Raw genomic sequence first — 24,744 nt, forward strand, 5'->3', positions numbered from 1 at the left:
GATATGAAAAAAACATTTTACTTGTTTCTTTTCTCGCTCCTATTGCTTTATGGCCTCAAAGTAGAAGCACAAATTTTGCCGTACACTGTCAACTCGGCCAGCGGTAGCGGAAAAATTAATAACCAATTATATGATTTTAGTATAGGAGAAATGGTCTTGGTGCAAACTTTCCAGACCAATAGTGCAATCCTTACACAAGGCTTCTTACAGCCATTCCTTGTCATTCAAACTGCAGCAAATGTTTCCATTGCAAATAATATTTTAACCCCAAATGGTGATGGCAAAAACGATTTTTTTGTTGTAAAAGGAATTGAACAATACCCAACAAATAAACTATCCATTTTCGATCGTGGCGGGAGATTGTTGTATTCCACCATCAATTACCAAAATAACTGGGATGGTTATTTTAATGGCAAGCCTTTGATGGAGGATACCTATTATTATTTATTGGATTTGGGTAATGATGGATCGGTTAAAGGTTTTATATCAATTTTATATAAAAAATAACAGCGTGAGAAAGAAAAAGTTTTATTTGAGTGGATGGTTGTTATTCCTGGTTACTTCAGCTTCTGCCCAGCTTAACCCAATGGGAAGCATTTATTTTCAAAATCAGTTTTTGGCAAACCCTGCAATGGCAGGTTTAGAAAAGGAATTAAATCTAAATGCAGCTTTTAAAGCACAATGGGTTGGGGTAGAGGGCGCTCCTAAAATTCAATACTTAACAGGAGATTACGGATTAGATAACGGAAAAGTTGGTGTTGGCGCTTTACTTTATAATGAAAGTGCTGGTGCAATTAACAGAATCAGGGCGACTTTTAGTTATGCTTATCACTTGCCTTTAAGTGATGGATCAAAATTTCTGGATTTTGGTTTGTCAGCAGGTATAATGAACGAATACGTTGATTTGGGTAAAGCCAAGGCCGATTTTAGCGATGATGTAATATCCAGTTTTAATGAACGTCAATTGTATTTAGATGGTGATTTTGGAGTAGCTTTTCGAACAGAAAAATTAACCTTGCAAGGTACTTTACCAAACCTAAAGCGCTTTTTTAAGCGTGATGTGTTACGAAACGTTGTAGATAGATCGATTTATTTCTTTGCTGCCGGTTATAAGTTTACCACAGATAAAGTGATCAGCACCATTGAGCCAAAACTTGTTTTTCGCGGTGTACAAAACTACAATGGTATTTTTGATGCAGGGATCAATCTTCAATTTTTAGACAACAAATTAATGTTTAATGGAATTTATCACAGCACGAATAGTTTTACGGGTGGTTTTGGAGCCAATTACAAAAACCAGCTTTCACTTCTTTTTCAATACACTACAAATACCTCTCAAATGCAGAACTATAGCAATGGAGAGTTCGAAGTAGGCTTGCGTTATAGCTTTAAAAATCAATAAAAAAGCCATTTCAAGTTAAAATTGAAATGGCTTTTCTGCTTAAAGTTAAGCTTATCTTCCTCTAGAATCGTCCCATTTATTTCGCTCGTCTTGCAATTCTCTAGCAAGTTTCATCTCTTTATCTTTAGCCTTTACTTTATGTGCCTGAAATTCATCGGCAACTTCTTGGTAGAGTTGGGTTCGATAGGTAGCCTCGGTTCTATATTTTCCAGATTGAAAAATTACAATTACCAAGCCCGCACCAAGGATGATAATTAATGCCCAAACAATTGTATTATAAGTGCCCTTATTAAAAGATATTCCCAAGAACTTTATCTCGTTAACAGATGCATTTGCATTTGCCAATGAGCTTTCCTTGCCAGATACCTCAGTTTTTAAACCACTGATATTTCCTGCCTGTGCCTTAATTTCTTGCCTTGCCTCTTGAAGTTGTTTACGCTCCTTTCTCAATGTATCATTCACACTTTTCCATAACGAGCTTAATCTCGATGGATTAATTAGCCGTGCACCATACAAGCTCTTAGATTTTTTTAACATAAACTGGTACTGGCCATTTAGCGATGGATCAGTATTCTTCGATGTATCTGGCAAAACTTGTCCAAACGCAACGTTTAAAAACAGCATAGCGCCTAAAAACAAAAGGGTGTGTTTAATTTTCTGCATAGTTTAAATATAGGTGTTAGAATGTAAAACTACATTTTTAAATATTTCTCAGTTAATATATTTTCATTTAAGGTTTAGCTGAGATCTAAAAAATTGTTTTTGGTTTAACAGTTTAAATAACAATTTTATCTAAGTTTTATTATAAATTAATTCACGATAGATTACATTTGTTTCATGCAAATAGGAATTATCGGCTTAGGCGACATGGGCAAATTATACGCACTTTCGTTTGTAAGCGCTGGTTATAAGGTGTGTGGGGCCGATATGCCTTTACGTTTTACAGATTTAAAAAATGAGCTCGAACCAAAGGGCATCGAAGTTTTAATCGATGGTCATGAGGTTGCTCGAAAATCTGACTTTATCATTTACTGTGTAGAAGCTGAGAAAATTGATGAGGTAGTGGCCACTTTCGCTCGCTCTACAAAATATGGAGCAATCGTATCGGGGCAAACTTCAGTTAAACATCCAGAAATTGCAGCTTTCGAAAAACATCTGCCTGAGGATACCCAAATTGTAACTTGCCACTCTCTCCACGGACCAGCATTTAGTCCGGAGGGGCAGACGCTTGTTGTGGTTCGCCACCGGGCGACTGATGAGGTTTATGCGAAGGCATTGGAAATTTATAAATCCTTAAAATCAAACATCATCGAGATGGATGATTACAGGGAACATGATCGAATTGTTGCCGATACACAAGCCGTTACCCACATGGGCTTCGAAAGTATGGGCTCAGCTTGGAAAAATGCAGGGTTTTTCCCTTGGGATAATCCAGCTTATGCAGGCGGAATTGATAACGTTAAAATTTTAACAACGTTGAGGATTTTTAGTTACAAATCTCACATTTATGCCGGCTTGGCTATTTTGAATCCTTACGCACAAAAGCAGGTTAAGTATTATGCGCAAGCAGAATCTGAACTATATAAGCTGATGATTTGCGAGAACGAAACGGAGTTTAGAGAAAAGATTTACGCTGCTCGGGATTTCGTTTTTCATGAGAGTCGTACACTTTTGCTACTTGATGATAACATTATGAAAGAATTTAGCTTATCTGATGCAAACCACAAACAAAAACCAAATTCTCATTTAAGTTTATTAAGCATGGTTTATGCCTGGTACAAAATGGGTGTAAACCCTTACGATAATTTGATCTGCCAAACACCTCCATTTAAGTTAAGGTTAGGCATTGCCGAATATTTATTTAAAAATGAAGCTATGCTTGAAGAATCGATTCATACGGCACTTTATGATAAATCTATTCGTGGCGATGATTTGGAATTTCACACTGCTGTTCATGAATGGGCATCAATAATAGGGTACGGCGATTTGAAAGGATATAAGGAACATTTTGAGGCTGCAAAATCATTTTTTGCAAATCGTTTAAATGATGGAAGAGATTTGAGTGCAGAAATGATTAAGCGTTTGGGGAAATAAACATTCTACATGAAAACGATTTTGAATAAACCGGTATTGGTTTTGCAACTTCAAAAACAATTAAACGATATAAAAGACCTTTGTGGCGAATATGATTTGGGTAACCATCAAATCATCAATTTCATCGCTGAGAAAGTTTTAATCATATTTCAGAACACCGATCAAACAAAGTCATTGCTTAATCAATTAAAACTAACTCCTGTTTTGATGTTTTGCAGTTCAGAACTTTACGATCCAAAAAGCCTAACTAATTTTATTGGACTATTAAAACTAGGTCGTCAGCCTGAAAAGGGGTGGAGCTATTTAGCAAAGCTGGATAATTCTTCATTAACAAAAGTATCTCAAAATAATTGGTGGCAGAATAAAAAAGTTATTATTGATTCTGATGGTGTTCCGTTCACAAGATCGAAAATAATTAAGTCTTTTGCTGATGATATCTCTCTCAATCTAAATACTTCCGGATGGAAATTGAAAGATGCGGATCGAAATAAATTAACCATTAATCCAATACCAGAAACGGTGAGGCAAATCGCATTCGAATTGTTAGAGAGCTTTAAAAACATTGATCTGAATAAAGAAAGTAAGCTCCATCTTAAGGTGTAAAATTTACCTGTTATATTGCCGTTTTTTAATTGGTTACTCAACAAATAGAAGTTATTTCCATTTTACATCTTACATTATCCATATAACATATAGACTTTATTTTATTCAATTAATCGTTCGTTTCCCTAAACTTCGTGACTTATATTTGCCGCTATGTCGGTATTGCTATTTACCATTATCGTTTTGTTGGGTGCTTTTTTGGCGGGTTTATTGGGTTCTCTAACTGGTCTGGGCGGTGGTGTAATTATCATTCCCTTATTAACCTTGGCGCTCGGTGTAGATATTCATTATGCCATCGGCGCATCTATCGTTTCTGTGATTGCAACATCATCAGGTTCTGCGGCTGCTTATGTTAAGGAAGGCATTACGAACATTCGCCTAGGGATGTTTTTAGAGATTGCTACAACCATTGGTGCCATTTGCGGCGCAATTGTGGCCGTTTACCTCAATGCAAATTATATCGCCATCATTTTCGGTTGTATCTTAATTTTTTCAGCCATTATGACGTTGAAGAAAAAGGTAGATCACACAACTTTGGATGATACAGATAGGTGGGCAAATTTTTTCAAACTAAATGGTTCTTATCCTGATAAAGGAATTGAGCATCAATATGCCGTTAAAAATGTTCCTGGTGGTTTTTTAATGATGCTATTCGCCGGTACGCTTTCGGGCTTATTGGGAATTGGCAGTGGCGCTTTAAAGGTAATAGCAATGGATAATATCATGCGTTTGCCCTTCAAAGTATCTACAACAACTAGTAATTTTATGATGGGTGTTACAGCAGCTGCAAGTGCTGTGGTTTATCTGCACCGCGGACAAATAGATCCAGGTATTGCCATGCCAGTTTGTATTGGTGTTTTAACAGGAGCATCGATCGGGTCAAAAGTGCTGTTGAAAACCAAAACGGATAAGCTTAAGATTGTGTTTGCGGTTGTGGTTACTTTTTTAGCCATACAAATGATTTATAAAGGGATAACAGGATTGTAATGACTACTGCCAATAAAGAAAATATTAATGATAAGGATATTCAGGTTATTCTGGGTACACTTTTACGTGCCGGTGTGATCGTTTCCATGACGATTGTACTCATCGGCGGCATCATTTTCTTAATCCATAATAAGGGCGTAATTACCGATTACAAAGTTTTTAAGCCTGAGTTGGCAAAGTTCGCTTCAATCGCTGCGATTTTTAAAGGTGTTTCTACATTTCACGGCGATGCGATTGTGCAGTTTGGTATCTTGATGCTGATCTTCACACCAATAGCACGCATAGTTTTCGCCATTTTTAGCTTTTTAATCGAGCGAGATTATCTTTATGTATTAATTGGTTTAATCATATTATCCATCATAACCATCAGTTTAAATGGTGGTTTGGCACATTAGCTAGACTTTTTTAGCTAAATCCCATCGTATCAGCAAATTATTTGAAAAAATATTTCGCTAACTATTTGAATATTAAGAATTCTTTCCTATTTTTGCCCTCCCTTAAAAGGGACGAACAACCACCTTGAACGAAGCCCTACTGCTTCGATGGGTGTTAAAAAAGAAAAGATAAAATGTCAGGAATTATTGGAAAAAAGGTAGGAATGACCAGTATCTTTGATGCCGAAGGAAGAAACATTCCTTGTACGGTAATCGAGGCTGGGCCTTGTGTAGTTACACAGGTAAAGACCGAAGAAAAAGACGGGTATTCATCAATCCAACTGGGTTACGATGAGAAAAAAGAGAAAAACACAACTCAACCGTTAAAAGGCCATTTCGCGAAAGCAAACACAACTCCGAAACGCAAGCTGGTAGAATTCGATTCGTTTACAACAGAACTTAATTTAGGTGATGTAGTAACGGTTGATGCATTCGCAGAAGGCGATTTTGTTGATGTTGTAGGTACCTCAAAAGGTAAAGGCTTTCAAGGTGTTGTAAAACGCCACGGATTTGCCGGTGTTGGTATGCAGACTCACGGTCAGCATAACCGTTTACGTGCCCCAGGTTCATTGGGAGCATCGTCATTCCCTTCACGTGTATTCAAAGGAATGCGCATGGCTGGAAGAACAGGTGGAGACAGAGTAAAAGTTCAAAACTTACAAGTTTTGAAAGTTTATGCTGAGCAAAACTTATTAGTAGTTAGTGGTTCCATTCCAGGAGCTAAAGGTTCTTACGTAATCTTAGACAAGTAATCAGATGGAAGTTAAAGTATTAAACATTTCAGGTAAAGAAACAGGTGCCAAGGTGCAACTTCCTGAATCGGTATTTGGTATCGAGCCTAACGACCACGCGATTTATTTAGATGTAAAACAGTATTTGGCTAACCAACGTCAAGGTACTCACAAATCTAAACAACGTAATGAGATTGCTGGTTCTACTCGCAAGCTATACAAACAAAAAGGTACAGGTGGTGCCCGTGCTGGTAGCATTAAATCTCCGTTATTTAACGGTGGTGGTCGTGTTTTCGGTCCTCAACCACGTGATTACAGTTTTAAATTGAACAAAAAATTAAAGGTATTAGCACGTAAATCTGCTTTAGCTTATAAAGCAAAGGATAACAACGTGGTAATTTTGGAAGATTTTAGCTTCGATACCATTAAAACTAAAAACTATATAGATTTAATCGCTGCGTTAAACGTAGGTAACGAAAAAACTTTATTGGTTTTACCTGCACAAAATAATAATATCTATTTATCAAGCAGAAACGTTCAGAAAACTAAAGTAATCTCAGCAGCAGATTTAAATACTTATGATGTATTAAACGCTGGTGTACTTGTGTTAACTGCAGATTCTGTTAAAACTTTGGAGGAGGCATTTGCCAAATAATATGGACATTTTAAAAAAACCAATATTAACCGAAAAAGCTTCAGCTTTAACTGAGAAATCTAACCGTTTCACATTTAGCGTTAACCACAAGGCTAACAAAATCCAAATCAAACAAGCAATTGAGAAATTGTACGGTGTAACAATCGTGGCAGTTAACACTATGGTTGTTGATGGTAAAGCTAAATCTCGTTACACTAAAGCAGGTTTTGTTTCAGGCCGTAGCCCGAAATACAAGAAAGCAATCGTAACGTTAAAAGACGGCGAAACAATAGATTATTACGCAACTCTTTAATTCAATAATTATATTATAACTATGGGCTTAAGAAAATTTAAACCAGTTACTCCGGGAACCCGCTTTAGAGTTGGTGCCAGCTTTACGGAGATTACAGCAACCAAGCCCGAAAAATCATTGGTTGTATCATCAAAAAAGTCTGGTGGACGTAACAACACAGGAAAGATGACTATGCGCTACATGGGTGGCGGTCACAAAAAATCATATCGTTTAATCGACTTCAAACGCGATAAATTCGATATTCCTGCTACAGTAGCTACTGTAGAATACGATCCAAACCGTACTGCCCGCATCGCATTATTACATTATGCAGATGGCGAGAAGCGTTATATCATTGCTCCAGAAGGTTTGCAAGTAGGTTCGGTATTATTATCGGGCGATACTGCAGCTCCAGAAGTAGGTAACACTTTAAAATTATCGAACATTCCATTAGGTTCTATCATCCACAACGTGGAGATTCATCCTGGAAAAGGAGCACAATTAGCTCGTAGTGCAGGTGCTTACGCACAATTAGCTGCCCGCGATGGTAAATATGCTACTTTAAAAATGCCTTCAGGCGAAACCCGTTTAATCTTAGCTTCTTGCTTAGCTACAATCGGTGCAGTATCTAATTCAGATCACGCAAACGAAGTATTAGGTAAAGCTGGTCGTAAACGTTGGTTGGGCCGTCGTCCGAGAACTAGACCGGTAGCGATGAACCCTGTCGATCACCCAATGGGTGGTGGTGAAGGTAGATCATCAGGTGGTCACCCACGTTCAAGAAATGGTGTTTTAGCCAAAGGCTTCAAAACCAGAGAACTTAAAAAATATTCTAATCGTTACATCATAGAGAGAAGGAAGAAATAATGGCTCGTTCGATAAAAAAAGGACCTTATATTGACCATAACGTAGAGAAAAAAGTAAGCTCTATGAATGATTCAGGCAAAAAGTCTGTAATCAAAACTTGGTCTCGCAGATCAATGATTTCACCAGATTTCGTGAATCATACATTTGCAGTACACAACGGAAATAAATTTATCCCTGTGTATGTTACAGAAAACATGGTTGGTCACAAGTTGGGAGAATTTGCTCCAACCAGAACATTCAGAGGACACGCTGAAAAGAAAAAATAATTAGACAATGGAAGCAATAGCAAAATTAAACAATTGTCCAACCTCACCGCGTAAGATGCGTTTGGTTGTAGATCTTATCAGAGGTGAACGTGTAGAGAAAGCATTAAGCATTTTAAAGTTTACCAATAAAGAAGCAGCAATAAGAGTTGAGAAATTATTATTATCTGCTATCAAAAACTGGGAATCTAAAAATGAAGGTGCTCGCCCTGAAGAAAACCAACTGTTTGTAAAAACAATTATGGTAGATGGTGGCCGTCAGCTTAAACGCTTACGTCCAGCTCCTCAAGGCCGTGGATATAGAATTCGTAAACGTTCTAACCACGTAACGCTGATTGTAGATAGTAAAATTACAGAAACAACTCAAAACTAATTAGGAAATGGGACAAAAAGCAAATCCAATAGGTGCCAGGTTAGGAATTATCAAAGGATGGGATTCTAACTGGTTCGGTGGCAACAACTACTCCGATAAATTAGTTGAAGATGAGAAAATAAGAAAATACCTTTCTGCTCGTATTGCTAAAGGTGGTGTTGCAAAGGTAGTTATCGAACGTACGTTAAAACGTATCACTGTAACTATCCACACAGCTCGCCCAGGTATCGTAATCGGTAAAGCAGGTGCTGAGGTTGATAAAATCAAAGAAGAGTTAAAGAAATTAACTAAAAAGGAAATTCAAATTAACATTTTCGAGATTAAACGCCCAGAGCTTGATGCACAATTAGTTGCAGAAGGTGTTGCAAAACAATTAGAAGCAAGGATCTCATTCCGTAGAGCAATGAAATCTTCTATCGCATCAACCATGCGTATGGGTGCTGAAGGTATTAAAATCATGACTTCTGGTCGTTTAGGTGGTGCTGAAATGGCACGTTCTGAGCAGTATAAAGAAGGAAGAGTGCCTTTGCATACATTCCGTGCTGATATCGACTACGCATTAGCAGAAGCATTAACTACTTATGGTAAAATAGGTGTTAAGGTTTGGATTTGTAAAGGTGAGGTTTATGGAAAACGTGATTTGTCTCCAAACATTGGTGCAACAAACAACGGTCCAAAAGGCGCATCAGACAAGCCAGCTTTCGGTGGAAGAGATAACCGTGGTGGTGGTGGAAGAGATAGCCGTGGCGGTGGAAACGACAGACGTGGTGGAAACCAAGGTGGTGGTCGTGGTCCAGGTCAAGGTGGTCCCGGAGCAAATAGAGGTGGTGGCGCAGGCGCTAACAGAGGTCCTCGTAAATAATTGATTTATTAACATCGTTTAACGATTAGAACAAAATAAAATGTTACAGCCAAAAAGAACGAAGTTCAGGAAGATGCAAAAAGGCAGAATGAAGGGTTTAGCTTCACGTGGAGCTGAATTAGCATTCGGATCTTTCGGTATCAAGTCTTTAGAAGCAACTTGGATCACAAGTCGCCAGATAGAGGCTGCCCGTATTGCCGTAACTCGTTTCATGAAACGTGAAGGCCAAGTATGGATCAGGATTTTCCCGGATAAACCGGTAACTAAAAAACCTGCAGAAGTACGTATGGGTAAAGGTAAAGGTGCTCCTGAATACTGGGTTGCAGTAGTAAGACCTGGACGTGTAATTTTCGAAGCTGAAGGTGTGCCTTTAGAAGTTGCTAAAGAAGCATTACGTTTAGCAGCACAGAAATTACCAATCCAAACTAAATTTGTAGTACGTAGAGATTACGTAGAAGCATAGTAAAGTTGTTGAGTTGAATGTTGTAAATACTTGTTTATTATAACCGCTACACTCAACCGTAAAAGAAAAATAAAAATGAAAAATTCAGAAATCACAGGGCTTTCAAAAGAAGAATTAGTAGCTAAGATTGCGGAAGAAAAAGAGAACTTATCAAAATTGAAATTCTCTCATACCATTTCAGCTATCGAGAATCCTTCACGCATTTCAAAAGTAAGGAAAGACATAGCCCGTTTAAATACTGAACTGACTAAAGTGAAACTTGCTGAGTCAGCTACTGAAACTAATTAATTTGAAAGTCGAAATGGAAAGACAATTAAGAAAAACAAGAACCGGGTTGGTGGTGAGCAACAAGATGGATAAATCTGTTGTAGTGAGCGTTGAGCGTAAAGTAAAGCACCCGATTTATGGCAAGTTCGTTAAGAAAACTACCAAATTTATGGCTCACGATGAGAAAAACGAATGCGGTATCGGTGATACAGTATTGATTATGGAAACTCGTCCTTTGAGTAAGAACAAGAACTGGAGATTGGTACAAATTTTAGAAAGAGCTAAATAAGATGGTACAACAGGAATCGAGATTAAACGTTGCTGATAACAGCGGCGCTAAAGAAGTATTAGTAATTCGTGTGCTAGGTGGAACCGGCAAACGTTATGCTTCAATTGGTGATAAAGTGGTTGTTACTGTAAAAAGCGCTTTACCGTCAGGTAATATAAAAAAAGGTACAGTTTCTAAAGCAGTTGTTGTAAGAACTAAAAAAGAAATCCGTCGTAAAGATGGTTCTTATATCCGTTTTGACGATAATGCAGCTGTATTATTGAACGCACAGGATGAGCCAAGAGGTACACGTATCTTTGGCCCGGTTGCGAGAGAACTACGTGAAAAACAATTCATGAAAATTGTATCATTAGCACCGGAGGTATTATAACATGGGAAATAAAACAATTATACCAGGAAAACTTAAAATCCGCACAGGAGATTTAGTTAAAGTCATTGCTGGCGATTCAAAAGGTCAACAAGGAAAAGTACTATCGGTACTTATTGAAAAAAACAGAGCCATTGTAGAAGGCGTTAACTTAGTATCGAAACATACTAAACCAAATGCTGCAAATCCTAACGGTGGTATTATTAAAAAAGAAGCTGCTCTTCACATTTCTAACTTGATGTTGGTTGATCCAAAATCTGGTAAAGCTACCCGCGTTGGTCGTAAACTAAACGCAGATGGTAAATTAGTTAGAGTTGCTAAAATTTCAGGAGAGGAGATTAAATAATGGCTACACCAAGATTAAAAAGCAAATACAAAGAAGAAGTTGTAAATGCATTAAAAGAAAAATTTCAGTACAAAACTGTAATGCAGGTTCCTAAATTGGAAAAAATCTGTATCAATCAGGGTGTTGGTCGTTTTTCTGTTACTGATAAAAAGATTATGGATACCACAATCGTTGAGTTGAGCACCATTACTGGTCAACAAGCGGTTCCGGCTAATTCTAAGAAAGATATCTCTAACTTTAAATTACGTAAAGGTATGCCGGTTGGTGTACGCGTTACTTTACGTGATAACAATATGTATGAGTTCTTAGATCGTTTGATCTCTGTAGCTTTACCACGTATTCGTGATTTCAAAGGTATTAACGATAAAGGATTTGATGGAAAAGGAAATTACACGTTAGGTGTAACTGAGCAGATCATCTTTCCAGAGATTAATATCGATAAAATCAATAAAATTTTAGGTATGGATATAACTTTCGTAACTTCGGCAAAATCTGACGTTGAGGCTCTTGAGTTATTGAAGCAATTCGGATTACCATTTAAAAATCAAAAAACAGCAGAATAATGGCAAAAGAAGGTGTAAAAGCACGCGAAGTTAAGCGCCAAAAATTGGTAGCTAGATACGCTGAAAAACGTGCAGTTTTAAAAGCTGCAGGAGATTTCGAGGGTTTAGATAAATTACCTAAAAACTCATCTCCAGTACGTTTACACAACCGTTGTAAATTAACTGGTCGCCCACGTGGTTATATGCGTACCTTTGGTATTTCAAGGGTAACGTTTCGCCAAATGGCACTAGACGGTAAAATACCAGGTGTTAAAAAAGCATCTTGGTAATATAGCTTAAAGCTGAAAGCTCAAAGTCTAAAGCGGATATATGTCGCTTTGGCCTTTGTGCTTTAGTCTTTTTGCTTGTAAAAGAATTTTAACCGATAGCAGGTCCCATCGCCGGGTTGGTGACAGGAAACCACTATCAAAAACAATAAAAAATGAATACAGATCCAATAGCAGATTATTTAACAAGAGTAAGGAATGCCATTAAGGCCAACCACCGTGTTGTAGAAATTCCTGCATCAAACCTTAAAAAAGAAATTACTAAAGTTCTTTTCGATAAAGGTTACATCGCGAACTACAAGTTTGAAGATACTACAGTTCAAGGCACAATCAAAATTGCTTTGAAATACAATCCAATTACTAAAGTTCCTGCTATTCGTACTTTGATGCGAATTAGTAAACCAGGTTTGAGAAACTATGCTGGTGTTGAAAATATGCCAAGAGTATTGAACGGTTTAGGTATCGCAATCTTATCTACTTCTAAAGGTGTAATGACTGATAAAGAAGCAGCCAAATTAAATATTGGTGGTGAGGTATTGTGTCACGTTTATTAATATTAGGAGAACAGCACAATGTCAAGAATAGGAAAAGCCCCAATTACAATCCCTGCAGGTGTTACCATCAGCGTATCGAAAGATAACGTTGTAAGTGTAAAAGGTCCTAAAGGTGAATTAACACAAGCAGTTTATACAGATATCACTGTAAGTCAAGAAGATGGAATTTTAACAGTTCAACGTCCATCAGAACAAAAGAAACACAAAGCATTACACGGTTTATATCGCTCATTGCTTAACAATATGGTTATTGGTGTTACAGATGGTTATAAATTAACTCAAGAACTAGTAGGTGTTGGTTACCGTGCTACAAACACAGGTAATACATTAGATCTAGTTTTAGGTTATTCTCACCATTATGTATTTCAATTACCAGAAGAGATTAAAGTAACAACATCTTCAGAAAAAGGTCAAACTCCTAAAATCATTTTAGAAAGTATTGACAAACAATTGATTGGTCAAGTAGCTGCGAAAATCCGTTCGTTACGTGCACCAGAGCCATATAAAGGTAAAGGTATCAAGTTTGTAGGTGAAGTGTTAAGAAGAAAAGCAGGTAAATCAGCATCTAAGAAATAATAATCATGGCACGTAAAAAATTATCAAGAAGAGATCGTATTAAAAAAGGGATCAGAAAAAGACTTACTGGTTCGGAAGAACGTCCAAGGTTATCAGTTTTTAGAAGCAATAAAGGTATTTATGCTCAAGTAATTAACGATATAACTGGTTTAACTATAGCATCAGCATCATCATTATCGAAAGATTTTACTGGTACTGGAAACAAGAGTGACCAATCGGTTGCTGTTGGTAAATTAGTTGGCGAAAAAGCAATTGCTGCTGGTGTTAAAGAAGTTGTTTTCGATAGAAATGGCTATTTATACCACGGTCGTGTGAAATCGTTAGCAGAAGGTGCTCGCGAAGCTGGTTTAGTATTTTAATCTGAAGAAATAAGTAAGATGTCAACTATCAATATAAAAAGAGTAAAAACCACCGATATCGAATTAAAGGATCGTTTGGTTAGTATACAACGTGTTGCCAAAGTAACTAAGGGCGGTCGTACTTTCAGCTTTTCAGCAATTGTTGTTGTAGGTGATGAAAACGGTGTTGTTGGTTTCGGTTTAGGTAAAGCGAAAGAGGTAACTGAAGCAATTGCAAAAGGTGTGGATGATGCTAAAAAGAACTTGGTAAAAGTTCCAATTTTAAACGGTACTGTTCCTCATGAGCAAATCGGTAAATTCTCAGGTGGTTTTGTATTAATCAAACCAGCTGCAGTAGGTACTGGAGTAATTGCTGGTGGTGCAATGCGTGCTGTATTAGAGAGTGCTGGCGTTCATAACGTATTAGCAAAATCTAAAGGTTCATCTAACCCACATAACGTGGTAAAGGCAACTGTTGATGCATTAACAAAAATGCGTGATGCTTATACGGTAGCTCAAACTCGTGGTATAGATTTAAACAAAGTATTTAACGGATAATATCATGGCTAAGATCAAAATAACACAAGTAAAAAGTATTATCGATAGAAGCGAACGCCAAAAAAGAACTGTAAAAGCTTTAGGTTTATCAAAAATGAACCAAAGTGTAGAAGTTGAGGCTACTCCACAAATCATTGGAATGGTTCGCAAGGTGAATCATTTAATCGCTATCGAAGCAATTTAATAAAATTTTAAAGGTAGTATTGGCTAATGTTGATACTACCTTTATATATGTTTAATCGTTGTACCTGTTTAGTGAAAGCGAAGGGCAACACAAATTCAAAAAAATGAATTTAAGTAATTTAAAACCTGCAGTAGGTTCTACAAAAAACAGTAAGAGAATTGGTCGTGGTACAGGTTCTGGTCGTGGTGGTACATCAACTCGTGGTCACAAAGGTGCTGGTTCTCGTTCTGGTAAAAAAACTAAGATCGGTTTTGAAGGTGGTCAAATGCCTTTACAACGTCGTGTGCCTAAGGTTGGTTTCAAGCCAATTAATCGTACCGAATATGTTGGTGTAAACTTAGATGTTTTACAAAACCTAGCTGAAAAACACAGCTTAACAACTATTGATTTTGCTGCTTTACAAGCACATGGTTTAGCTTCAAAAAATGACTTGGTTAAAATTTTAGGTCGTGGTGAAGTAAAAGCAAAATTAGACATTACTGCACATGCATTTTCTGCAACCGCACAAAAAGCTATTGAAGCTGTAGGTGGTTCAATTGTAAAATTGTAATTATTAAATGAAGAAGCTATTTACTACTTTAAGTAATATCTGGAAAATTCAAGAATTAAAAGAGCGTATCTTGTTTACGCTCTTAATTCTTTTGGTATACCGTTTCGTTTCTCACGTGGTTTTGCCAGGTGTAGATCCAACTGCTTTAGGCACTAACGAAAAATCAGGAATCTTAGGCTTACTAGATATGTTTGCCGGAGGTTCTTTCTCTCGTGTGTCTATCTTAGCTTTAGGGGTAATGCCTTATATCTCTGCATCAATTGTGGTGCAACTATTAGGTATTGCTGTTCCTTCTTTCCAAAAAATGCAGAAAGAGGGCGAAAGTGGTAGAAAGAAAATGAACCAGATTACGCGTTACCTAACGGTAGCGATCACAATCGTTCAATCTGTGGGTTACGTTAAAACACAAGTTCCGCCAGAAGCTATTTTATTACCAAACACGTTATTTTTAGTGTTATCTACGTTTGTATTAACGGCAGGTACATTATTTGTAATGTGGTTAGGTGAAAAAATTACTGATAAAGGTATTGGAAACGGTACATCACTAATCATTATGGTTGGTATTATTGCTCGTTTACCAGTTGCAATTTCTCAAGAGTTTAGTGCACGTGTTGGTTCATCGAGTGAAGGTGGAGGCCCAGTTGCATTGGTTCTGGAAATCGTTGCTTTATTTGCAGTTGTAATGTTTACCATTTTAATTGTTCAAGGTGTGCGTAAAGTGCCTGTACAATACGCAAAAAAAATTGTTGGTAATCGCCAATTCGGTGGTGTTCGTCAGTACATTCCTTTAAAGGTAAATGCTGCTGGTGTTATGCCAATTATTTTTGCACAAGCGTTGATGTTTATTCCAGGTGCTTTAACACAATTTGTTCCTTCATTACAAGGTTCATGGTTAATTCAGTTTAGCAACACAACATCTTTGGCTTATAGCTTAACATTCGCATTTTTAATTATTGCATTTACTTTCTTCTATACTGCTATAACGGTAAATCCAACTCAGATGAGTGACGATATGAAGAAAAATGGTGGTTTTATTCCAGGCGTTAAACCAGGTTTTGCAACATCTACTTTTATAGATGATGTAATTTCAAAGATCACTTTTCCAGGTGCAGTATTTTTAGCGATCATTGCTATATTACCATCGTTAGCTGTTAAATTCGGTATTAAACAAGAATTTGCTCACTTCTTTGGTGGTACATCATTATTAATTTTAGTTGGTGTAGTTTTAGATACTTTACAACAAATTGAAAGTTATCTATTAATGCGTCACTATGATGGTTTGATGAAAACGGGTAGAGTTACTGGCAGAACAGGTGTTCCTGCGGCGAGTAGCAATGCAGCATTGTAAATAATCAATTATAGAATTTTGAATGATAGAGTGAGCGAATTACTTACAGTTATTCACTCACTCAAAATTCACTCATTCAAAACTAGAAATCAATGTCTAAAATCTATTACAAATCTTTAGAGGAGATCGAGCTGATAAGAGAAAGTTCTATGCTTGTTTCTAAAACTTTGGCTGAAGTAGCTAAGGTGATAAAAGCAGGCATGACTACTATGCAGTTAGATAAGCTAGCTTACGAGTTTATTAGTGATCATGGAGCAATCCCAGCATTTTTAAACTATAATGGTTTTCCAAACTCTTTATGTATTTCGCCAAATGAGCAAGTTGTTCATGGTTTTCCTAGCAAATATGTTATACAAGAGGGCGACTTAATTTCAGTGGATTGTGGTGTAATTAAAAACGATTATTTTGGTGATTCTGCTTATACTTTTTCAATTGGAGAAATTGATGCAGAAAAACAAAAATTAATCGACGTTACTAAACATTGTTTGGAGTTAGGGATAGAAAAGGCTGTTGCGGGTATGCGTACTGGAGATATCGGTTTTGCCGTTCAACAATATGCAGAAGCTAACGGTTTCGGAGTAGTAAGAGAATTAGTAGGGCACGGTGTTGGTGTGAAGCTTCACGAGAAACCAGAAGTTCCAAACTATGGAAAACGCGGTTCGGGACCAAAACTTGAAGAAGGAATGGTAATTGCAATTGAGCCAATGATTAATGCAGGCGTTGCTGGCGTTAAATTTCATAACGACGGTTGGACGGTAACCAGTAAAGACAACAAACCATCAGCACATTTTGAGCACACAGTAGCAATAAAAAAGGGCAAAGCAGACGTTTTATCAAGCTTTTCTATAATAGAAGAAGTTTTACAACAAAAAAAATAAATAATTAAAATTTTTTATTTAATTTTGCAACCCTGTTTAGAAGCAGCTAATTAAGTAACAATCAATAAAATATGGCTAAACAAGCCTCAATTGAACAAGACGGAGTAATCAGAGAAGCATTATCAAATGCTATGTTTAGGGTAGAACTCGAGAACGGACATGAGATTATTGCACACATTTCAGGAAAGATGAGGATGCACTACATCAAAATTCTTCCTGGTGATAAAGTAAAACTGGAGATGTCTCCTTACGATTTAACAAAGGGACGCATCACTTATAGATACAAATAAAATGAAAGTTAGATCATCAATTAAAAAACGTAGCGCTGATTGCAAGATTATTCGCCGTAAAGGTAAACTTTACGTTATTAACAAGAAAAATCCTAAATACAAGCAACGTCAAGGGTAATTAAAAAATATTGTAATGTGCCGCACAACGGTGGCCCGCCGTTCGGAATTACTTAAAAACATAAATAAATATGGCAAGGATTTCAGGTATTGATTTACCAAGAAACAAAAGAGGAGAGATTGGTTTAACTTATATCTACGGTATAGGTAAAACAACTGCACAACGTATTTTAACTACTGCAGGTATCGACTTAAACAAAAAAGTACAAGACTGGTCTGATGATGAATTGTCAGCAATCCGTACAATGATTAATGATGAGATTAAAGTAGAAGGTGCTTTACGCTCAGAAGTTCAATTAAACATCAAACGTTTAATGGATATTGGTTGTTACCGCGGTTTACGTCACAGAAAGGGTTTGCCTTCTCGTGGTCAACGTACTAAAAACAACTCACGTACTCGTAAGGGTAAGAGAAAAACAGTTGCTAACAAGAAAAAAGCTACTAAATAATAGATAGATCTGAGATTTAAATATGTAAATGATTTTAATCTCAGATCTGGATTAAAAAGATAAAAATTAAGATGCTGAGTGCCGAGGTAGATAAAGTTTACTATCTCAAGTCTCATATCTAAAATCTAAAAGCAAAAATGGCTAAGAGTAAAAAAGTAACCAAAAAACGTATCGTTGTTATTGAGTCTGTTGGTCAGGCGCATGTTAATGCTACTTTCAACAACATTATCATCACTTTAACAAACAACGGCGGACAAACCATTTCATGGTCTTCAGCTGGTAAAATGGGCTTTAAAGGTTCTAAAAAGAACACACCGTATGCAGCTGGTCAAGCAGCATCAGATTGCGGTAAAGTTGCATTTGACTTAGGTTTGCGTAAAGTTGAAGTATTTGTAAAAGGTCCAGGATCAGGTCGTGAATCTGCAATCAGAACTTTACAAGTAGCAGGTATTGAAGTTTTATCTATTAAAGATATCACTCCACTTCCACACAACGGATGTCGTCCTCCGAAAAAGAGAAGAGTTTAATTAATTTTAAAGCTAAGAATCTTCAGCTTCAGGTTGAATGATACTTTAAAAACAGAAAAAAATGGCAAGATATACAGGCCCCAAAAGTAAAATCGCCCGTAAATTCAGAGAACCAATATTCGGTCCTGATAAGGTGTTAGACAGAAAAAATTATCCTCCTGGGCAACATGGCTCATCAAAAAGAAGAGGTAAACAATCTGAATATGCTATCCAGTTAATGGAGAAACAAAAAGTAAAATACACTTATGGTGTGTTAGAAAAACAGTTCAGTAACTTGTTTAAAAAAGCATCTTCACGTGCAGGTATCACAGGTGATAACTTACTTCAATTGTTAGAAGCACGTTTAGATAACACGGTTTACCGTTTAGGTATCGCAACAACTCGTTCTGGTGCACGACAGTTGGTTAGCCATAAACACGTAACGGTGAATGGTGAAGTTGTAAATATCCCTTCATATCAGTTAAAAGCTGGTGATGTAATTGCGGTTCGTGAGAAATCAAAATCTTTAGAATCAATTAGTAACTCAGTTGCAGGTAGAACTATTAATAAGTTTACTTGGTTAGAGTGGAATGCTGGTGAATTAACTGGTAAATTCTTAACCTACCCACAACGTGATGAGATTCCTGAAAACATTAAGGAAAACCTAATCATCGAGTTATACTCAAAGTAATAAATGATCTAGTTAATTACCTCAAAAGGGTAATTAACTTTTTTCATATTACTATATATTCAATAACGAATTTAAAAAAATATAAATGGCAATTTTAGCATTTCAGAAACCAGACAAAGTGATCATGCAGAAATCAACTGATTTCGATGGCATATTTGAATTTCGTCCTTTAGAGCCCGGTTTCGGTGTAACAATTGGTAATGCCTTAAGAAGAATATTACTTTCTTCGTTAGAAGGTTATGCTATTACTACTATTCGTTTTTCAGGCGTTTCGCATGAATTTTCTACCATGAAAGGTGTTGTAGAAGATTTAACCGATATCATTTTGAATTTGAAACAAGTACGTTTCAAAAAAACTGGTGATTCTGGTGATGCTGAAAAAGTTTTCATCATTGTTAACGGTCAAGATCAGTTCAAAGCTGGTGATATTACTAAATTCTCTAACAACTTTACAGTTTTAAACCCTGAGCATGTTATTTGCAACATGGATAAATCTGTAACTTTAGAAGTAGAATTAACGATCAATAAAGGTCGTGGTTATGTTCCTGCTGAAGAAAATAAAGTTGCTGATGCAGTTGTAGGTGTTATCGCTATCGATTCGATCTACACGCCAATGAAAAATGTAAAATACACAATTGAAAACTTCCGTGTTGAACAAAAAACGGATTATGAGAAATTGGTATTAGATATTTCTACAGATGGTTCAATTCATCCAGAAGAAGCATTAAAAGAAGCGGCTAAGATTCTTATCCAACACTTTATGTTATTCTCTGATGAGAACTTGGTATTAGAATCTCAGGCAAAAGAAGAAACTAAAGAAGTTGATGAGGAAATTTTACATATGCGTAAAATCCTTAAAACTGAATTGGTAGATATGGATCTTTCAGTTAGAGCATTAAACTGCTTAAAAGCTGCTGATATCCGCACTTTAGCTGATTTAGTATCTTATGACGTTGCTGATATGTTAAAATTCAGAAACTTTGGTAAAAAATCTTTAACTGAGATTCAAGAACTAGTAAAATCAAAAGGTTTATCATTTGGTATGAACCTGTCTAAATTTAAATTAGACGAAGAGTAAGATTAGCCGAGAGTCTTTAGTTCGAAGTCGAGAGTCTTCTTTCTAAAGCCCTAACTAAAAATAAATATTTTTTCATGGTATATAATTCCCTCAGCTTAATTGCAAAGAGACGGTATATGCCTTATAACACTCGAAATGAGACACGGTAAAAAACACAATCACTTAGGTAGAACTACCTCACACAGAAAAGCGATGTTGGCTAATATGGCATCATCACTTATTTTGCACAAAAGAATTACGACAACCTTAGCTAAAGCAAAAGCTTTACGTGTATATGTTGAGCCAATTATCACTAAATCAAAAAATGATACTACTCACTCACGTCGTACAGTATTCTCTTACTTACAAGATAAAGAAGTGGTAACAATTTTGTTCCGTGAAATTGCTGAGAAAGTTGCAACTCGCCCAGGTGGTTACACTCGTATTATTAAGTTAAACAATCGTTTAGGTGATAATGCTGAAATGGCTTTAATTGAATTGGTAGATTTTAATACAATTTACGGTAAAGATACAGAAGTTAAAGAAGAGAAGAAAACAACTCGTCGTGGTAGAAGTAAAGCTACTGCTGCACCTAAAGTTGCTGAGGCGAAAGCTGAAGCTGCTGAAGAAGTTGCTCCTGCTGAAGAAGCTCCTGCTACTGAAGAACCAAAAGGAGAATAATTTAATTCACCTCAAGATTAAGAAAATCCTATTCGAAAGAATGGGATTTTTTTTGCACCATAATTTTTGTTTAATTTTGTTTTAGATATCGAGATTTTTCTGAAGCATTTATCTCTTTTTATCTAAAGAATTCATCATAATAAATTGCCAGGGGTTGAAATTTTTAAGCCTCATATTTCGATGTTATCATTTTATGGACAAGACCTAAACCAAATTCTCTTCAATAATATCTTGCAATTCTTTTTCGTTTACCGAGATTTCATGAAGTAATTTAAATTGATTTTTAGCTCGATCTAAATTTTGTTCGGCATAACTTGTTGGATAATAAATATTTCCGTTTAAAAAATCAGTTAAGAAACGTAACGCTTGCATGTAGATAATGTATCTTCCAGAAAATAGAATCAATTCTTTCTCCAACTCGGTTAATATGCTTTTCATTTCTGATAAGTAGCCTTTAACCATGGCTTCGAAATAATGTAAGCGTATTTTAACCTTGCTTAAATCGCTTTCATTTTCTGAGAATGCACACAAATAGGTGCGCATCATATCACCCAAATCTGAAATGAATTTACCGGGCATAATAGTGTCTAAATCAATTACACACACGCCTTGAAATGTTTTAGCATCTAACAATACATTACTGATTTTGGTATCGTGATGCATTACGCGATTTGGGAAATCAGGTCTGTGTGCAAAAGATTTATAGTAATCTAAAATATATTTGTGCCTAATGGCATCGTCTATTTCAGGTTTTGCCTTGCCTTTTAATGCTTTAGATGTTTTGGTTAAGGCTAATGTAAACTGCTCGTATCTTAAAGCTAAATCATGAAAGCCTGGAATAGTTGGCTTCAATGCCGAGGCGTCAAAATCATTTAATAGTCGGCTAAGTTTTCCGAACTGTTTAGCGGCTTCGTAAGCTTGTTTTTCGTTAGTTAGAACATCTAATGAAACCGTATTTGGAACAAACGGCAACATTCTCCAATGCTCATATTTAATGTATGCCATTTCATTTCCACTGACTGTAGAAATGGGCTTAATGAAAAGGTAATCGGGATATTTTTTAGCCAGATATTTTGCAATGGCTTGAAGATTATCAGCAATTGCCTGCGGATCTTTAAAAACCGAAGTATTAATGTTCTGAAGAATATATTGAATTTTTTCAGATAAGGGCGAAAGCAAATAAGTACGGTTAATTAAACCCGTACCTATTTGTGTAATTTTAATATTTTCTTTAGTGTACCCGTATGCTTTTAAAACTTCGGAATCTAAATTTAACTCCATAGTTTTTCAGGGTATGTTCCATTACTAACCAATTGGTTAATACTATCTTGAACATAAGGTTTATCTTCTTTATAGGTTACGCCGAACCATTTATTCGATGTAGGTACCACTTTAAAACTTGCTTCTCCAGTTCTTACCAAGTTTTCTCCAATTAATGGGATGAAAAACTCCGCTTTAGGTTTATCTTTATTTGCCAAAGCGAATTCTACAAATAATTTCTCGGTAATGTTAAATACCGCAGGAGTGAAACCCCAAAAATTCATAGAAACAGGAGTATCGAAACTCAATGGGAATTCCTCACCATCTTCTTCATAAAAGATTTTATCATCTTTTGGATAAACCTTTGTACGCTCTATAATTTCTTCTAGGTTGCCTGCTGCATCAACTTTACAAACGCCACGAGAAACAGCGCCAAATTCTGAAAGTGTTTTGCCGATTTCGTATCCTATAATAGAGAAGTTGCTGTCCGTTGCTTCATCTGTTAAGAAATCAACCATTTTTTTAAATGCATCATAACCGTAATAGTCATCAGCATTGATTACACAAAATGGCTCTTTCACTACTTTTCTTCCAGAAAGAATTGCATGGGCAGTTCCCCATGGCTTTTCGCGGTAAATCTCCTCTTCGATGCCAAATTGTTTTAAATCGAAATTTTGAAAAACATAATCTGTTTCCATTCTGCCATTTAATTTCGGTTCGAAGATAGATTTAAAATTATCTACAAATTCTTCTTTAATAATGAATACAACTTTGCCAAAGCCGGCATTAATTGCATCATATATTGAATAATCGATTATGGTTTCTCCATTGGGTCCAAAACCATCGATTTGTTTCATGCTTCCATAACGGCTAGCCATACCAGCTGCTAATATTAATAGGGTAGGTTTCATATTGCGAAAATAGTGATTTGAGCGTTAATTCTTAATAGATATTTAGTACTATTGTGATTCATTATCCTAATTAAAATCCAAATAAACTGCCACCACTTCTGGTTCTTGTTTTTTTGCCTGTGAGCATTCCAAATATTCCTCGAACAATTTCCTTTCCAATTTGGCGTGTTATTGTAGCGCCCATAACTTGCTCTACAATGCTTTTCTCACCAGATTTAGGTTTGCTTTCAGCCTCTTCTTGCTTTTGTGCCTCTACCTCTTGCTTTTCTTGCTCTGCAATGGCAGTTTGGTCGTTTATTCGCTTGGTAAGCATTTCATAAGCACTTTCCTTATCAATGTTATCCTTATATTTTGCAAACATTGAACTTCCTTGAATAACTTTGTCAAAATCTGTCGAGGTTAGCGGTCCCATTATAGCCCTTGGTGGGGTAAGCATTGTTGCCGAAACTTCAGTTGGGATTCCTTTTTCGTTAAGAACGGTTACCAAAGCTTGGCCTGTACCTAACGAAGTTAGAATCTTATCAATCTCATAGAAGTCTGATTTTGGATAAGTGTTTACCGTTTTTCTTAGTGCATCAACATCATTAGGTGTAAAAGCCCTCAATGCATGTTGAATTCTATTACCAAGCTGGCCCAGCACACTCTCTGGCACATCTGTTGGTGCTTGCGTACAAAAGAAAACTCCAATGCCTTTTGAACGAATTAACCTAATTATCGTTTCAATTTGTTCTAGAAATGCTTTGGATGAATTTTTAAATAGTAAATGTGCCTCATCAAAAAAGAATACCAATTTCGGTTTATCCAAATCGCCAACTTCGGGCATTGAATTAAACAGCTCTGCTAAAAGACTTAACAGAAAAGTTGAATATAGAACTGGCTGATTCTGAACATCGGAAATGTTTAATAAACTGATTATTCCTTTACCATCTACGCGTTCAAAAAGATCTCCAATATCAAAAGAGGTTTCTCCAAACATACCCGCTAATCCTTGCTGCTCAATAGCAACAATTTTCCTTAAAATTGTTCCAGAAGTTGATGTTGAAATACTGCCATAATCGCTTTTAATTTCTGCTGCTCCAGCACCCTCAGATAAATAAGAGACTAATTTTTTTAAATCATTTAAATCGATAATGGGCATTTTATTATCGTCGGCATATTTAAATATTACAGCCATTACACCCGCTTGAGTATCATTTAAATCTAAAACCTTTGATAAGAGGGTAGGGCCAAACTCTAATACTGTTGCACGCATTTGTGCACCTATTTTACCTGATAGGGAATATATTTCTACAGGGAAACCCGATGGGGTAAATGGTTTATTTAATTGTGTAGCTCTTTCTTCAATCTTTGGGTTTACTGCTCCTGGCTGATTTAAGCCTGACAGATCTCCCTTAACATCTAACATAAAAACTGGAACACCAGCATCAGAGAGTTGCTCGGCCAGTAGTTGTAGTGTTCGTGTTTTTCCGGTTCCTGTTGCCCCAGCAATTAAGCCATGCCTATTCATCATCTTTAATGATAAATTAACTTCAGCATCACTGTAAACTTGGCCATCTAAAATTCCAGCGCCCAAATAAATATACGAACCCGTTGGGGTATAGGATGATTTTATTTTTTCGATGAATTTTGAAGATAGTTCACTCATTTTTTAAAAATTAGATTGCCAATTTAAGAAATTCATCTTAAAAAGATT

At 36.3% G+C, this 24,744-nt stretch carries 39 protein-coding genes; 35 read left to right on the forward strand and 4 right to left on the reverse strand.

All coding sequences use genetic code 11. The features are described 5' to 3' along the window. Window positions 1-3: 3 nt before the first annotated feature. A complete protein-coding gene (locus EZ449_RS09925; protein WP_131558241.1) occupies window positions 4-507 on the forward strand; it encodes a gliding motility-associated C-terminal domain-containing protein in 504 nt (167 codons plus the stop codon). Between the two features lie 4 nt (window positions 508-511). Then, on the forward strand, window positions 512-1,402 hold the full coding sequence (locus EZ449_RS09930; protein WP_225872282.1) for a PorP/SprF family type IX secretion system membrane protein: 891 nt from the start codon (window positions 512-514) through the stop codon (window positions 1,400-1,402). Window positions 1,403-1,453: 51 nt separating this feature from the next. On the opposite strand, the gene EZ449_RS09935 is transcribed toward EZ449_RS09930, so the two are convergent. After that, window positions 1,454-2,065, reverse strand: a complete 612-nt coding sequence (locus EZ449_RS09935; protein WP_131558243.1) for a hypothetical protein — start codon at window positions 2,063-2,065, stop codon at window positions 1,454-1,456. A 174-nt stretch (window positions 2,066-2,239) separates the two neighbouring features. On the opposite strand from EZ449_RS09935, the gene EZ449_RS09940 reads away from it, so the two are divergent. The 33 genes from EZ449_RS09940 to rplQ all read left to right on the forward strand — a co-directional run bounded on the left by EZ449_RS09940 (window position 2,240) and on the right by rplQ (window position 20,880). Next, window positions 2,240-3,496: a prephenate dehydrogenase gene (locus EZ449_RS09940; protein ID WP_131558245.1), complete on the forward strand. Its 1,257-nt coding sequence runs from the start codon at window positions 2,240-2,242 to the stop codon at window positions 3,494-3,496. 9 nt (window positions 3,497-3,505) lie between these two features. Then, complete coding sequence (locus EZ449_RS09945) at window positions 3,506-4,099, forward strand: hypothetical protein (protein WP_131558247.1); 594 nt, start codon at window positions 3,506-3,508, stop codon at window positions 4,097-4,099. Window positions 4,100-4,252: 153 nt separating this feature from the next. Then, a complete protein-coding gene (locus EZ449_RS09950; protein ID WP_131558249.1) occupies window positions 4,253-5,086 on the forward strand; it encodes a sulfite exporter TauE/SafE family protein in 834 nt (277 codons plus the stop codon). Further along, window positions 5,086-5,481 (forward strand): DUF1634 domain-containing protein, encoded by a 396-nt coding sequence (locus EZ449_RS09955; protein WP_131558251.1) that lies wholly within the window; start codon window positions 5,086-5,088, stop codon window positions 5,479-5,481. Before EZ449_RS09950 ends, EZ449_RS09955 begins: the two co-directional genes overlap by 1 nt. Window positions 5,482-5,654: 173 nt before the next feature. Beyond that, the gene (rplC, locus tag EZ449_RS09960) at window positions 5,655-6,272 is read left to right on the forward strand and encodes a 50S ribosomal protein L3 (RefSeq protein WP_131558253.1); all 618 of its coding nucleotides are present in this window, start codon (window positions 5,655-5,657) and stop codon (window positions 6,270-6,272) included. A 4-nt stretch (window positions 6,273-6,276) separates the two neighbouring features. After that, window positions 6,277-6,906, forward strand: coding sequence for a 50S ribosomal protein L4 (rplD, locus tag EZ449_RS09965; RefSeq protein WP_131558255.1), 630 nt, complete (start codon window positions 6,277-6,279; stop codon window positions 6,904-6,906). Between the two features lies 1 nt (window position 6,907). Next, window positions 6,908-7,198, forward strand: coding sequence for a 50S ribosomal protein L23 (rplW, locus tag EZ449_RS09970; RefSeq protein ID WP_086547743.1), 291 nt, complete (start codon window positions 6,908-6,910; stop codon window positions 7,196-7,198). A 21-nt stretch (window positions 7,199-7,219) separates the two neighbouring features. Next, window positions 7,220-8,044, forward strand: coding sequence for a 50S ribosomal protein L2 (rplB, locus tag EZ449_RS09975; RefSeq protein WP_131558257.1), 825 nt, complete (start codon window positions 7,220-7,222; stop codon window positions 8,042-8,044). Then, complete coding sequence (rpsS, locus tag EZ449_RS09980; protein WP_123206891.1) at window positions 8,044-8,310, forward strand: 30S ribosomal protein S19; 267 nt, start codon at window positions 8,044-8,046, stop codon at window positions 8,308-8,310. The genes rplB and rpsS overlap by 1 nt, the downstream gene beginning before the upstream one ends. Before the next feature lie 7 nt (window positions 8,311-8,317). Beyond that, window positions 8,318-8,680, forward strand: a complete 363-nt coding sequence (gene rplV / locus EZ449_RS09985) for a 50S ribosomal protein L22 (protein WP_131558259.1) — start codon at window positions 8,318-8,320, stop codon at window positions 8,678-8,680. A 7-nt stretch (window positions 8,681-8,687) separates the two neighbouring features. Further along, window positions 8,688-9,542: a 30S ribosomal protein S3 gene (gene rpsC, locus EZ449_RS09990; protein WP_131558261.1), complete on the forward strand. Its 855-nt coding sequence runs from the start codon at window positions 8,688-8,690 to the stop codon at window positions 9,540-9,542. 40 nt (window positions 9,543-9,582) lie between these two features. Beyond that, window positions 9,583-10,005 carry a 50S ribosomal protein L16 gene (rplP, locus tag EZ449_RS09995; RefSeq protein ID WP_010599903.1) on the forward strand — a complete coding sequence of 141 codons (423 nt, stop codon included), beginning with the start codon at window positions 9,583-9,585 and terminating at the stop codon, window positions 10,003-10,005. Window positions 10,006-10,080: 75 nt separating this feature from the next. Beyond that, window positions 10,081-10,293, forward strand: a complete 213-nt coding sequence (gene rpmC, locus EZ449_RS10000) for a 50S ribosomal protein L29 (protein WP_131558264.1) — start codon at window positions 10,081-10,083, stop codon at window positions 10,291-10,293. Window positions 10,294-10,306: 13 nt separating this feature from the next. After that, window positions 10,307-10,561: a 30S ribosomal protein S17 gene (gene rpsQ, locus EZ449_RS10005; RefSeq protein ID WP_010599901.1), complete on the forward strand. Its 255-nt coding sequence runs from the start codon at window positions 10,307-10,309 to the stop codon at window positions 10,559-10,561. Window position 10,562: 1 nt separating this feature from the next. Beyond that, entirely contained in the window at window positions 10,563-10,931 is a 369-nt protein-coding gene (rplN, locus tag EZ449_RS10010) for a 50S ribosomal protein L14 (protein ID WP_010599900.1), read from the forward strand. A 1-nt stretch (window position 10,932) separates the two neighbouring features. After that, entirely contained in the window at window positions 10,933-11,274 is a 342-nt protein-coding gene (rplX, locus tag EZ449_RS10015; RefSeq protein ID WP_131558266.1) for a 50S ribosomal protein L24, read from the forward strand. Then, window positions 11,271-11,837, forward strand: coding sequence for a 50S ribosomal protein L5 (gene rplE, locus EZ449_RS10020; RefSeq protein WP_088301915.1), 567 nt, complete (start codon window positions 11,271-11,273; stop codon window positions 11,835-11,837). The genes rplX and rplE overlap by 4 nt, the downstream gene beginning before the upstream one ends. Beyond that, a complete protein-coding gene (gene rpsN / locus EZ449_RS10025; protein WP_025145214.1) occupies window positions 11,837-12,106 on the forward strand; it encodes a 30S ribosomal protein S14 in 270 nt (89 codons plus the stop codon). Before rplE ends, rpsN begins: the two co-directional genes overlap by 1 nt. A gap of 152 nt (window positions 12,107-12,258) precedes the next feature. Beyond that, a complete protein-coding gene (gene rpsH, locus EZ449_RS10030; RefSeq protein ID WP_056869756.1) occupies window positions 12,259-12,657 on the forward strand; it encodes a 30S ribosomal protein S8 in 399 nt (132 codons plus the stop codon). An 18-nt stretch (window positions 12,658-12,675) separates the two neighbouring features. Continuing rightward, window positions 12,676-13,233 carry a 50S ribosomal protein L6 gene (rplF, locus tag EZ449_RS10035; RefSeq protein WP_131558268.1) on the forward strand — a complete coding sequence of 186 codons (558 nt, stop codon included), beginning with the start codon at window positions 12,676-12,678 and terminating at the stop codon, window positions 13,231-13,233. Between the two features lie 5 nt (window positions 13,234-13,238). Further along, the gene (rplR, locus tag EZ449_RS10040; protein ID WP_131558270.1) at window positions 13,239-13,592 is read left to right on the forward strand and encodes a 50S ribosomal protein L18; all 354 of its coding nucleotides are present in this window, start codon (window positions 13,239-13,241) and stop codon (window positions 13,590-13,592) included. Window positions 13,593-13,610: 18 nt separating this feature from the next. Further along, window positions 13,611-14,129, forward strand: coding sequence for a 30S ribosomal protein S5 (rpsE, locus tag EZ449_RS10045; protein ID WP_010599893.1), 519 nt, complete (start codon window positions 13,611-13,613; stop codon window positions 14,127-14,129). Between the two features lie 4 nt (window positions 14,130-14,133). After that, window positions 14,134-14,313 carry a 50S ribosomal protein L30 gene (gene rpmD / locus EZ449_RS10050; RefSeq protein WP_131558272.1) on the forward strand — a complete coding sequence of 60 codons (180 nt, stop codon included), beginning with the start codon at window positions 14,134-14,136 and terminating at the stop codon, window positions 14,311-14,313. Between the two features lie 103 nt (window positions 14,314-14,416). Beyond that, window positions 14,417-14,863, forward strand: coding sequence for a 50S ribosomal protein L15 (gene rplO / locus EZ449_RS10055; protein ID WP_131558274.1), 447 nt, complete (start codon window positions 14,417-14,419; stop codon window positions 14,861-14,863). A 7-nt stretch (window positions 14,864-14,870) separates the two neighbouring features. Further along, the gene (gene secY / locus EZ449_RS10060; protein WP_131558277.1) at window positions 14,871-16,211 is read left to right on the forward strand and encodes a preprotein translocase subunit SecY; all 1,341 of its coding nucleotides are present in this window, start codon (window positions 14,871-14,873) and stop codon (window positions 16,209-16,211) included. A gap of 92 nt (window positions 16,212-16,303) precedes the next feature. Then, window positions 16,304-17,089 (forward strand): type I methionyl aminopeptidase, encoded by a 786-nt coding sequence (gene map / locus EZ449_RS10065; RefSeq protein ID WP_131558279.1) that lies wholly within the window; start codon window positions 16,304-16,306, stop codon window positions 17,087-17,089. 71 nt (window positions 17,090-17,160) lie between these two features. Beyond that, complete coding sequence (gene infA / locus EZ449_RS10070) at window positions 17,161-17,379, forward strand: translation initiation factor IF-1 (protein ID WP_010599888.1); 219 nt, start codon at window positions 17,161-17,163, stop codon at window positions 17,377-17,379. Window position 17,380: 1 nt separating this feature from the next. Beyond that, the gene (gene rpmJ / locus EZ449_RS10075) at window positions 17,381-17,497 is read left to right on the forward strand and encodes a 50S ribosomal protein L36 (RefSeq protein ID WP_010599887.1); all 117 of its coding nucleotides are present in this window, start codon (window positions 17,381-17,383) and stop codon (window positions 17,495-17,497) included. 70 nt (window positions 17,498-17,567) lie between these two features. Further along, entirely contained in the window at window positions 17,568-17,945 is a 378-nt protein-coding gene (rpsM, locus tag EZ449_RS10080; RefSeq protein WP_056869760.1) for a 30S ribosomal protein S13, read from the forward strand. 137 nt (window positions 17,946-18,082) lie between these two features. Continuing rightward, entirely contained in the window at window positions 18,083-18,472 is a 390-nt protein-coding gene (gene rpsK / locus EZ449_RS10085) for a 30S ribosomal protein S11 (protein WP_131558281.1), read from the forward strand. Window positions 18,473-18,533: 61 nt separating this feature from the next. After that, a complete protein-coding gene (rpsD, locus tag EZ449_RS10090; protein ID WP_131558283.1) occupies window positions 18,534-19,142 on the forward strand; it encodes a 30S ribosomal protein S4 in 609 nt (202 codons plus the stop codon). Between the two features lie 85 nt (window positions 19,143-19,227). Further along, the gene (locus EZ449_RS10095; protein ID WP_056097531.1) at window positions 19,228-20,220 is read left to right on the forward strand and encodes a DNA-directed RNA polymerase subunit alpha; all 993 of its coding nucleotides are present in this window, start codon (window positions 19,228-19,230) and stop codon (window positions 20,218-20,220) included. A 135-nt stretch (window positions 20,221-20,355) separates the two neighbouring features. Beyond that, window positions 20,356-20,880, forward strand: coding sequence for a 50S ribosomal protein L17 (gene rplQ, locus EZ449_RS10100; protein WP_131558286.1), 525 nt, complete (start codon window positions 20,356-20,358; stop codon window positions 20,878-20,880). Window positions 20,881-21,084: 204 nt separating this feature from the next. On the opposite strand, the gene EZ449_RS10105 is transcribed toward rplQ, so the two are convergent. From EZ449_RS10105 to EZ449_RS10115, 3 genes are all read right to left on the reverse strand, one after another. Next, entirely contained in the window at window positions 21,085-22,161 is a 1,077-nt protein-coding gene (locus tag EZ449_RS10105; protein WP_131558288.1) for a phosphotransferase enzyme family protein, read from the reverse strand. After that, on the reverse strand, window positions 22,152-23,051 hold the full coding sequence (locus EZ449_RS10110) for a nucleotidyltransferase family protein (protein ID WP_131558290.1): 900 nt from the start codon (window positions 23,049-23,051) through the stop codon (window positions 22,152-22,154). Before EZ449_RS10110 ends, EZ449_RS10105 begins: the two co-directional genes overlap by 10 nt. Window positions 23,052-23,121: 70 nt before the next feature. Then, entirely contained in the window at window positions 23,122-24,696 is a 1,575-nt protein-coding gene (locus EZ449_RS10115) for a helicase HerA-like domain-containing protein (RefSeq protein WP_131558292.1), read from the reverse strand. Between the last annotated feature and the right edge of the window lie 48 nt (window positions 24,697-24,744).

It is taken from the genome of Pedobacter frigidisoli, assembly GCF_004331675.1.
GTDB classification, from domain to species: Bacteria; Bacteroidota; Bacteroidia; order Sphingobacteriales; family Sphingobacteriaceae; genus Pedobacter; species Pedobacter frigidisoli.